The organism is Alphaproteobacteria bacterium (genome assembly GCA_030740435.1).
Classification (GTDB): Bacteria; Pseudomonadota; Alphaproteobacteria; order UBA2966; family UBA2966.
Window position 1 is genome coordinate 1 of record JASLXG010000109.1, and the last position, 9,848, is coordinate 9,848.

Consider the following 9,848-nt stretch of genomic DNA (forward strand, 5'->3'; position numbering starts at 1 on the left):
CCCACTACCGTGGTCATTCAGCATGCCGGCATAGCTGCCACCGCAACCTCCGGTTTGATCCTCGCAGGCCTCGGGAGTGTACGAAATACCGAGCTGGAAGCCCTGCATACGTGGCGTGAAGTAGGTAAGTTTCTCGGAGTCACCCTCAAAGCCGATGCGGAATGTCGGCACGCCAGCGCCGTTAGTGCCTGGGGCCCAATGCCGGAAGTTGGCCGAGTTCACACCGGTACCTGGAATCGTACCGCCAGGGCCGTAACCCATCAATTGGGCTGCCGAGTTCTCGGCGCCGATTTGGATCTTGCCGAAGCTACCGGAGAACCAGATGAAACTTTCGTCGATCTGATCGCCGCAGGTCTCGGCTTCGAGCTGTACCTGCACACCGACTTGGATGCCGCTGTCCAGCACGGTCTTTCCGTTAAAGATGATTTCGCCTTCACGCGACAGCCTGTGCGAACGAAGGTTGGAGCCGGGTTCGTCGTCTGCCGTACCGGCAACCAAGTCGGGGCCCGCACCATCATCCTGGCTGGCCATAACAAAATGGGCCTGGAAGTAACCTCCCACCCCCATTTTGACCTTGTCAGCCGCCGCAGCAGTGCCGGCCATGGCGCCGGCAGCCACAAGGGCAGTTGTGCCCAACAGTATCTTATTCATTCTCCACCTCTTTTCCTTATTCCAACGCATGTGCTTATGCGCTTAACTATTGTTTCCGAAAGCGTGGTAACAACACGTTCATTGCGGAGCAAAATACTGATTTGCCTAACAACGGCGCGTGGCAACAACGCAAACCTTGCATGCAACGGCGTGGAAACCCTCCTCAACGGTGCCGCAAGTGGTGCCAGTTAAGCCCGCTACCCGGTCCAAGGTCAAGGTCGTTGGGCTCGGAGTGTACCGAAAATCCCGCGGTGTTGCGATATTGCAACAGTGCCGGTAGGGCAATGGAATCAGTATGTTAGGGGTGTTTGTTTGAGAAATACCACAACTTCGTCAAAGGATCTGGTCACACTGCTGCCTCCCTCTTATGGTCTCCTTCTGCGGCCCCCCTTCAGCCCCAACATGTGCGATTAGGCGATGACTTTTGCAAACCCTGAAAGCGAACGGGCTCGCGCCCTTGAAATTCACAAATCCGGCGATCTCGAAGCCGCCGAAGCGATTTACGCGGCTTTGCTTGCCCAAGACCCCGAGGATGGCCCGACCAGCGGTTTGCTGGGTCTGCTGCGTCTGCAACAAGGCAGAGCGCCCGAGGCCAAGGAATTGCTCGAACGGGCTTGCCAGTTGGCGCCCGGGGAGGCCAAGCACCACAACAACCTGGGCAATGCCGAGATGGCGCTGGGCCAGCCCGAGGCGGCAGAAAAAGCCTTTTCCCGGGCAGTCGAGGTCGAACCGGGTGCGGCCGATTTCCACGTCAACGCTGCTACCGCCAAGCTGGCCCGCGGCCGCCACGAAGCGGCCATCGCCGGATTCCAAAGAGCCCTGGAGATCGAGTCCGGCAACTTTCGCGCCCTGCACAACCTGGGCAGCCTACTCAGCCGCCACAACCGCGTTGCCGAGGCTTTGCCCCACCTCAAGGCGGCCGCCGCCCATCCCGCCTGCCAGGCGGAAACCCTGGTCAATCTGGCCTCGGCCTACGATCGCTCGGGCCGGCTCGACGAGGCCGAGGCGGTGCTGAGCCGCGTTCCTGAAGGTGCATCCCTGCCGCCGCCCATTGAGATGTTCTTGACCATACTGCGCGCCCGTCACCGGCGGCAGCGCCACGACAGCGGCGCGGCGCTGGAGTTGCTGGCGCCGCTCGAGTCCCACTTCGCCGCCGGCGCCAATCCCGAACTGGCGGCCGATTTCCACCACGAATTAGGCCGGGCCGCCGACCTTGCCGGTCTGGCCGCCCGCGCCTTCGCCGCCTTCCTGGCCACCAAGCGCTGCCTGGCGGCGGCCGACCCCGAGGCCGCCAACAGCAGCTACCTAACCGAGATCAAAGAGCGCCGGCAGGCGCGGCCCCATGTTAGCAGCGCCGCCGCCGGTCCAGCGGCGCCCTCCTTGGCCTTTTTCGTCGGCTTCCCGCGCTCCGGCACGACGCTGCTCGAGGCCATGCTGGACGCTCACCCCGGCACCCTGACGACGGCCGAGGCCGGCCTCATCGGCGCCGTTGAGCAAACCGTGGAGGGTGCCGGCGATGATCTGACGCAGCATGCCGGGCAGGCTCGCGAAGCCTATTTCGGCGCACTTTCCGAGCATTTCGGAGAAGTTCCGGCTGGCGTCACCGTGATCGACAAACTGCCTCTCAACCTCAGCCATTGCCGCCTCTTGGACGCCCTTTTTCCCGAGGCCCGCCTGCTAGTGGCGCTGCGCGATCCCCGCGACGTGGTGTTGAGTTGTCTGATGCAGCGTTTCCTGCCCAACCAGGCGATGCGCGAGCTCGATACCCTAGACGGCACTGTCGCGCTCTACGAGGAAGTCATGGGGCTGTGGCTCGAGGCTCGCGACGAACTAGCCGTGCCTTGGTTGGAATATCGCTACGAAGACCTGGTCGCCGATCGGGAGGGGACGCTGGGCGGCATCCTCGATTTCCTCGGCCTGGACACCGATGCGGATCTCGCCGGCTACCGCGAAAAGGCCGCCGTCCGCGGCATCACCACGCCCAGCTATCTGGCCGTGCAGAACCCCCTCAACCGTCGCGCCATCGGGCGCTGGCAAGCCTACCAGGGCGAACTCGCCCCGGCCCTCGACCGCCTGGCGCCGTTCGCCCGGGCCTTCGGTTACGTTTGACGCCTGCCCGTGGCTGTTCCCCGCCAGCAAATGCAGAAGGTTCTCGACCTCCTTGCCCGGGGTCAGACGGGGCAGGCGCGACGGCTTTGCCAGGGTCTGCTGTTCAACCGGCCCGGCGACGTCGACGCCCGCCATTTGCTGGCCCTGGTCGATCTGCAGGAAGGCAAGCCCCAGGCGGCGGCGGTGTCACTCGAGAAACTTTGCCGAGAGGCTCCGAAGAACGCCGATCTCTGGCGCAATCTGGGCGTCGCCGAGCTCAGCTGCGGCAACCCCGACAGGGCCCGGGAGAGCCTCGAGCAGGGGCTGGCGCTGGCACCGAAAAATGCCGAACTGGCCTTCAACGCCGGTGTTGCGGCGGCGGCCGGCGGCGATCGGGCGGCGGCCAGGAGCTATTACGAACGCGCCGTCGAGTTGCAGCCCCGGCTCAATGCGGCACGCAACAACCTGGGCGCCTTGCTGGTCAAAGAGGGTGAATACGGCGCCGCGCTCCCCCATCTCGAGGCGGCCACGGCGACACCTGGTGCTCCCGATATCGCGCATTGCAACCATGCCAACGCCTTGGAACGGGTGAACCGTTTGGACGAGGCGGTGGCGGCACTGGCCCGGGTGCGCGACGGCGCCCGCCCCGAGCCCACCCTGGTCGGTGCCCGGCTGGCGCGGCGCCGGGGCCAGCCGGAACAGGCGCTGGCCCGATTGCGGGCCTTTCTGGCCAAGCCCACCGGCGGCATCGATGCCGGCACGCTGGGCGATCTTTGGCAACAAGTCGCGCTGTCGGCCGATCTGGTCGGTGACCATGCAGCCGTATTGCCGGCCGCCGCCAAGGCCAAGGAAAGATGGCGTCAACTGGCACCCGAGGTCGACGGTGCGGAGTATCTCGAGCATTTGGCGGCGCTGGGCCGCACTGCCGAGCTGCCGCGCCTGGCGCCGGGTGAGGGCAGCGCAGAGCTACCGGCAGGGCTGGTCTTTTTCGTCGGCTTCCCGCGCTCGGGTACGACTTTGATGGAGAATCTTCTGGCCGCCGACCCGGGCGTCCGCACCACGGCCGAGGCGGATTATCTCCATAGCGCCATCGGCGACCTGGCCCTGGCCGAGAGCGTCAGGCGGGACGATCTGTTGGCAGCGCGGAAACAATATCTCGACAATTTGCGAGCGGATTGTCACAGGGACAGGCCGGACTGGTCCGCGCTGATCGTCGTCGACAAGCTGCCGCTCAACATCGTCTACGGCCGCTGGATCGATGTGCTGTTTCCCGAGGCCAAGTTGCTGGTGGCGTTGCGTGATCCGCGTGACGCGGTCTTGAGCTGCCTCTTGCAGCGCTTTCGTCCCAATCCGGCCATGCGCAACCTGGACAGCCTGGCGGCCGCCGCCAAGCTTTATCGCCGGGCCATGGAGCTTTGGCTCGAGGCGCGCGACGGGCTGGAAATACCCTGGCTCGAATACCGCTACGAGGACCTGGCCGGCGACAGTGGCGAGACCCTGAAGCAGGTGCTTGAATTCGTTGGCCTCGAGGCTGACCCCCTGGTCCTGGACGCGCGCCGCCAAAGTCAGGGTGTGGTGGTACAAACGCCAAGCTATGAACGCGTCGCCGAGGCTATCGATACCTCGGCTGTCGCTCGCTGGCGCAACTACGCCACCGACTTCACAGCGGTTCACGACGACATCGCCCCTTTTCTCGAGGCTTTTGCATATGAATAGGCCAACGCAGCCGCTCGGCTGGGCCACCAGATTGCCCTTCTATTATGGCTGGATCGTGGTTGCCGTGGCTTTCGTCACCATGGCTTTCGGGGTTAACGCCCGCACCGCCTTTTCGCTGCTCTTTCCACCCATCCTCGACGAGTTCGGCTGGCAGCGCAGCACCATCGCCGCGACGTTTTCCATCGGCTTCATGGTCTCGACCGGGCTGACGCCGCTGATCGGTATTTTGATGGATCGCTTCGGGCCGCGCCTGACCATCCCGCTGGGCGCCGCGCTGGTGGGCCTCGGCCTGATGAGCGCCACCATGGCCAGCCAGCCCTGGCATTTCTTCGTCACCCTGGGCGCCCTGGTGGTGGGGGGCTCGGTTTTCATGAGCTATATCGGCCACACGCTGTTTCTGCCCAACTGGTTCGAACGCCGCCGCGGCCTGGCGCTGGGTTTGGCCTTTGCCGGCGTCGGCGTGGGCTCGATGACGCTGCTGCCCTGGATGCAGCGCATCATAGAGAGCGACGGCTGGCGCCAGAGCTGCTGGACCGTCGCCATCTTGCTGCTGGTCGTGGTGCTGCCGCTGAATTTGTTCTTTCAGCGCCGCCGGCCGGAAGATCTGGGGCTGCTGCCCGATGGCGCCAGCGCCGGACCCGGCGACGACGCGGGCGGCGCCCCGGCCGCCCCCGACGGCATCGTCGACCGGGCCTGGGTGGAAACCGAATGGACGCTGCCCCGGGCCATGCGCACGGCGCGCTTTTGGTGGCTGATGCTGTCGTTTTCGGCCGGGCTTTACGCCTGGTACGCGGTGCAGGTGCACCAGACGCGTTACCTGATCGACATCGGTTTCAGCGACAAAGTGGCAGCCTACGCGCTGGGTCTCGTCGGGCTCTGCGGCATCGCCGGCCAGATCGCCATCGGCCATCTCTCCGACCGGGTGGGCCGCGAATGGGCCTGGAGCTTCGCCTGCCTGGGCTTCGTCGCCACCTACGTCTGTTTGCTGTTGCTGCACGAGTGGCCGCAGCATTGGCTGATGTACGTTATGGTGGGGGTGCAGGGCTTTTTGGGCTACGGCGCGGCCTCGGTCTTCGGCGCCGTGCCAGCCGAGCTTTTTGCCGGCAAGCGCTACGGCCTGATATTCGGCGTCATCGCCTCGGCGGCCGGCGCCGGCGCGGCGCTGGGCCCCTGGGCCATGGGGCTGATGTTCGACCACTGGGGCAGCTACGACCAGTCCTTCGTGGTCGCCATCGCGGTCTCCGTCATCTCGATCCTGGCCATGTGGCTGGCCGGCCCGCGCCAAGTGCGCCTGGTCGCCGGCCGCCGGGGATAGCAGTCTGTCGGGTTTTGTTGGGCGGTTTGATTTAGAAACGGGTTGTGAGCAAATTTGCAGACTGTGTTCGGGATCAGGCGTTGCTGCTTCCTCGCGATATCCCGGTCATCAGGATTTTCCAAATGGATTGATTACACTCATTCCAAGAGATTCGAAGTCACGGGTATTACGAGTCACTACGGTAAGTCGGTGAAGCGACGCGGTTGCCGCGATCATGGCATCTTCGATGAGCGTATCCGACTTCCGATGCTTGAGCCGCGCCCACTCCCTGAAGGCAGACGCGTCCATCGCCAATACTCCGTAGCCGGCGACGACCTGATCGAGCCATACCTCTATCTCTTCGGCCTTTGCTGGATCCTGATCTCGGGTGATCTCAATCCCAACCTGTATTTCGCCGATCGTCACGGCGGAGACAAAGAGCTGGTCCGCCGATACCCCTTCGACCCAGTTCAGCACGGCCTTGTTCGGCTTTGGGCGGCGCAACTCTGAAACGACGTTGGTATCGAGCAGGTACACCGGCCTACTCGAAGACCGGTGTCGCGCGGTGGCGGTGCTTCCCGCGCGGCGGCGTAAGAGTCTTGGTTCGCGCTTCCGGCGCGAGAAGAAGGTCTTTCAGGTTCGGCTTCGTCATCTTCTCCAAGCGCCGCCACTGCTCGATGGGGATGAGTACGGCCTCCTCCACGCCACGCTTGGTCACGATCTGTGGCCCTTCCTTGAGACTTGCCTCAAGAAACTCGCTGAAACGCGCCTTGGCCTCCTGAACCTGCCATGTCTTACCCATGCGTCCTCCGCTGCTCCTTGATCTGACTAGTTATATGACTAGTCAGATCAATATATCAAGGAAAAGATGCATCGCTCTTGCGATGGACCCGGGAATCCGGGCCGGTGGTGCCGGCGAGGCTGTACGACTTCATCGACAGCCAGGTTTCGCAGCCTGTTAGCTTGCTCCCATGTCGTCGCGGGCGCGGGCGATGGATTCCTGCAGCACGTCGGGGCGTAGGCTGAGCGTGGACTCGCGGAACATAACGGACTTGAGCCAGTCGAATCCGAGTTGCAACAGCGCCTCGTCATCGTGGCGCAGGCGCTCGATGACCTCGTCGTCGATGTCGTAGCTCTCGAGGAACTTGGTTTCGAAAACGAAGCGGCGGAAACCGTCGATGTCGGTCGAGACCAAAAAAAACATCTGCTTGGTCTGCTGGCTGACGTCCTCGCCGCCGGGGCCGCCCATGGTCTTCCAGGACGCCATCTTCATCAGCACGTCGATCCAGCCGCGGTTGAGGCGGTCGTAATCGGCCAGTCCCTGTTCGTGATGGAACTCGGCGACGGATTGCGTCTTGGCCTCGGCGTGGCCCGTGCAATGCCCTTCCTTGACGAGAAAGAAAAAATCATCAACCGCATCAGCGTCCTTGGTCTTGAAGGAGCCGAAGCCCAGCGGGTAGTAACGGCAGGTGGCCGGCCGGTCCTGGTAGACGGTGCAGCCGGCCTCGACCATGAAGGGACAGGGGCCTTCGCCTTCGATCCCCTCCATGCGCAGCTTGGCCACCGGCAGGCCGGCCGGGCCCCAGATCGCGGGAGCTGTAAAGCGGGCCAGGAAATCCGCCGCCTCGAGCTCGAGCCGGCTGGTCAGCCTGAGGATGTCGTAGGGCGTCAGCGTGACGTCGGCGCCGTGGCAGCAGACGTTCCAGCAAGCCACCTCGGGGCGGCAGTGGAAGCAGAACGTGTCCGTTTCCTTGAGCCGCACCGGCTCCACCGGCCCGGCACTGGCGTCGCGTACGGCATCGAAAATGGTGTGTTCGGAAGCTTTGGCCATGATGGCGCCATGATATAGGGGATTTGCATCGAGCCGACAAAAAGGGGCGCCCGCGGGCGCCCCTTCGGTTCGAGGTGAACGGCCCGTTCAGCCGTAGTGCTTTTCCACCAGATCCTTGTGCGCCACCTTCTTCATGGTCCATTCGCCGCTCTCGGGATCCATTTGGCTGTTGACGAAGCACTTCCAGTTGTCCTCGTCGAGGCCGGGGAAGTCGGCCCGGTAGTAGAACCCCGGGTAGCGCGATTCCTCGCGGAAGAGGATATGGCGCAAATGCGCCTCGGCGGTACGCAGGCGGTGGTAGTTCTCCCAGGCGCGCAGCAACTCGTGCAGGTCCTTGGCCTTGAGGTGCTGGCTGTCTTCCTTGAGCATCTCCAGATGATGCAGACCAATTTCCAGCAGCTTGCCGTTGGTCTGGTAGTAGGGCCCGACGCCGGCGACGTATTCGTCCATGTACTTCTGCAGCCGCATCTGGAACATCTTGGGCGAGATGTAGTGCGGGTTGATGTCCTCGGACGTGGTCTTGTCCTTGTGCTCGATGTAGGTGCGGACCGGTTTGTAGATTTCCTCGGTGATGGCCGCGATATCGGCCTTCAGTACCGGCGTGAAGCCGCTTTGTTGGCCCACGAAGCGGACCATGGCCTTGCCGGCGATGCGGCCTTCGGTGAACGAGCCCGAGGAAAACTTGTGGCCCGAGGCGCCGACGCCGTCGCCGGCGGTAAAGAGGCCGGTCACCGTGGTCATGCGGTTGTGGCCCCAGTTCCAGTCGTCGGGCGCCTCGATGTCCTCGGGCCCCGAGACCCAGATGCCGCAACAGCCCGAGTGCGAGCCCAAGAGGTAGGGCTCGGTGGGCATCAGCTCGGAGGGCGATTCCTCGGGCCGGATGTTCATGCCGGCCCAGACCCCGGCCTGGCCGATGCACATATCGAGGAAATCCTCCCAGGCCTCGGCCTCGAGGTGCTTGACCTCCTTCGGCGTCATGGTCTCCGAGAGGTTGGCCATGGCCGTCGGCGTGTCCATGATAATGGGCCCGCGACCCTCCTTCATCTCGTGCAGCATGGCGTGGTTGCGCAGGCACGTGGGCACCACGGCGGCCTTGTCGTAGGGCGCGAACTCCTCCAGCATGTGGGCGTTCTTCTGCATGTAGTTCTCGCCGTAGCCGTTGGTGGCCTGCGACTTGAAGAGTAGGAACCAGGCGCCCACCGGGCCGTAGCCGTCCTTGAAGCGCGCCGGCACGAAGCGGTTTTCCATCATAGTCATCTCGGCGCCCGCCTCGGCCGCCATGGCGTAAGTCGAGCCGGCGTTCCACACAGGGTACCAGGTGCGGCCCATGCCCTCGCCGATGGCGCGTGGCTTGAAGACGTTGACGGCGCCGCCGCAGACGTTGAGCACGGCCTTGGCGCGGAAGACATAAAGCTTGTGCTCGCGCACCGAAAAGCCGACGGCGCCGGCGATGCGGTTGTCTTCGTTTTCGTCAAGCAGAAGTTTGACGATGAAGACGCGTTCGTAAATGTTTTCGATGCCCAGCGCCTTCTTGGCCGCTTCGGCGACGATGGGCTTATAGCTCTCGCCGTTGATCATGATCTGCCAACGCCCCGAGCGCACCGGCTTGCCGCCTTCGCTCAGCGCCACGCCCTCGGTCTCCTTGTCCTTCCAGATGGGCAGGCCCCATTCCTCGAAAAGATGGACCGAATCGTCGACATGGCGGCCAACGTCGTAAACCAGGTCGTCGCGGGTCAGGCCCATGAGGTCGGCCGAGACCATGCGGCAGTAATCGTCAGGTGAGTTCTCGCCGAGATAGGTGTTGATCGCCGACAAGCCCTGGGCTACGGCGCCCGAGCGGTCCATGGCCGCCTTGTCCACCAGGGTGACCCTGACGTCGTCGCCGGCCCAGCGCATGGCCTCGTAGGCGGCGCCGCAGGCGGCCATGCCGCCGCCGACGATCAGGATATCGGTTTCAATTTCGACAATCTCCGGATTGCCAAAGCTTGCTTCGCTCATAATGCGTCCTCAATATGGCTTGAGTAGTGTCGCCGACGTTTACGCGGAAATCACCGGAAGGTTCTTGCCAGCTTCGGTGAACAACAGTTCGTCGTTGATATCCCCGGCCTCCGGCTTGTTGCCGTAGGGATCGATGGTGTCCACCTGGGTAGTGCGGATGGGGAACTTGAAGCGTTTGACCTCGCCGTCGCGGAACTTGATGGTCCACATAATGGCGTTGTCGGTGCGCAGCGGTATAACCGCGCCGCCCATGGGCACCCAGTCCTGGAA

General features: G+C 63.7%; 9 protein-coding genes. 3 read left to right on the top strand and 6 right to left on the bottom strand.

All coding sequences use genetic code 11. The features are described from left to right. A partial coding sequence (locus QGG75_12150) for a porin (GenBank protein ID MDP6067983.1) occupies window positions 1-651 on the bottom strand: 651 nt, incomplete at its 3' end. A 417-nt stretch (window positions 652-1,068) separates the two neighbouring features. Here QGG75_12150 and QGG75_12155 point away from each other — a divergent pair. From QGG75_12155 to QGG75_12165, 3 genes are read left to right on the top strand one after another with little or no spacing between them, the layout of a single operon-like run. Next, entirely contained in the window at window positions 1,069-2,760 is a 1,692-nt protein-coding gene (locus QGG75_12155; protein ID MDP6067984.1) for a sulfotransferase, read from the top strand. A 9-nt stretch (window positions 2,761-2,769) separates the two neighbouring features. After that, on the top strand, window positions 2,770-4,455 hold the full coding sequence (locus QGG75_12160; protein ID MDP6067985.1) for a sulfotransferase: 1,686 nt from the start codon (window positions 2,770-2,772) through the stop codon (window positions 4,453-4,455). After that, window positions 4,448-5,770, top strand: a complete 1,323-nt coding sequence (locus QGG75_12165; protein MDP6067986.1) for an MFS transporter — start codon at window positions 4,448-4,450, stop codon at window positions 5,768-5,770. Before QGG75_12160 ends, QGG75_12165 begins: the two co-directional genes overlap by 8 nt. Before the next feature lie 108 nt (window positions 5,771-5,878). Here the strand turns inward: QGG75_12165 and QGG75_12170 are convergent, their stop codons facing one another. The 5 genes from QGG75_12170 to QGG75_12190 all read right to left on the bottom strand — a co-directional run. Beyond that, window positions 5,879-6,286: a type II toxin-antitoxin system VapC family toxin gene (locus QGG75_12170; GenBank protein MDP6067987.1), complete on the bottom strand. Its 408-nt coding sequence runs from the start codon at window positions 6,284-6,286 to the stop codon at window positions 5,879-5,881. Between the two features lie 4 nt (window positions 6,287-6,290). Then, window positions 6,291-6,551, bottom strand: a complete 261-nt coding sequence (locus QGG75_12175; protein ID MDP6067988.1) for a type II toxin-antitoxin system Phd/YefM family antitoxin — start codon at window positions 6,549-6,551, stop codon at window positions 6,291-6,293. Window positions 6,552-6,707: 156 nt separating this feature from the next. Then, window positions 6,708-7,580 carry a YkgJ family cysteine cluster protein gene (locus tag QGG75_12180; GenBank protein MDP6067989.1) on the bottom strand — a complete coding sequence of 291 codons (873 nt, stop codon included), beginning with the start codon at window positions 7,578-7,580 and terminating at the stop codon, window positions 6,708-6,710. Between the two features lie 87 nt (window positions 7,581-7,667). Beyond that, window positions 7,668-9,578, bottom strand: a complete 1,911-nt coding sequence (gene aprA, locus QGG75_12185; protein ID MDP6067990.1) for an adenylyl-sulfate reductase subunit alpha — start codon at window positions 9,576-9,578, stop codon at window positions 7,668-7,670. 39 nt (window positions 9,579-9,617) lie between these two features. After that, window positions 9,618-9,848 (bottom strand): adenylyl-sulfate reductase subunit beta (locus QGG75_12190; protein ID MDP6067991.1); only part of this gene is annotated, 231 nt, incomplete at its 5' end.

Excerpts from the sequence above, each read along its gene's own strand:
- aprA (MDP6067990.1), bottom strand. The coding sequence starts at position 9,578 with ATGAGCGAAGCAAGCTTTGGCAATCCGGAGATTGTCGAAATTGAAACC.
- QGG75_12165 (MDP6067986.1), top strand. The coding sequence starts at position 4,448 with ATGAATAGGCCAACGCAGCCGCTCGGCTGGGCCACCAGATTGCCCTTC.
- QGG75_12155 (MDP6067984.1), top strand. The coding sequence starts at position 1,069 with ATGACTTTTGCAAACCCTGAAAGCGAACGGGCTCGCGCCCTTGAAATT.
- QGG75_12180 (MDP6067989.1), bottom strand. The coding sequence starts at position 7,580 with ATGGCCAAAGCTTCCGAACACACCATTTTCGATGCCGTACGCGACGCC.
- QGG75_12175 (MDP6067988.1), bottom strand. The coding sequence starts at position 6,551 with ATGGGTAAGACATGGCAGGTTCAGGAGGCCAAGGCGCGTTTCAGCGAG.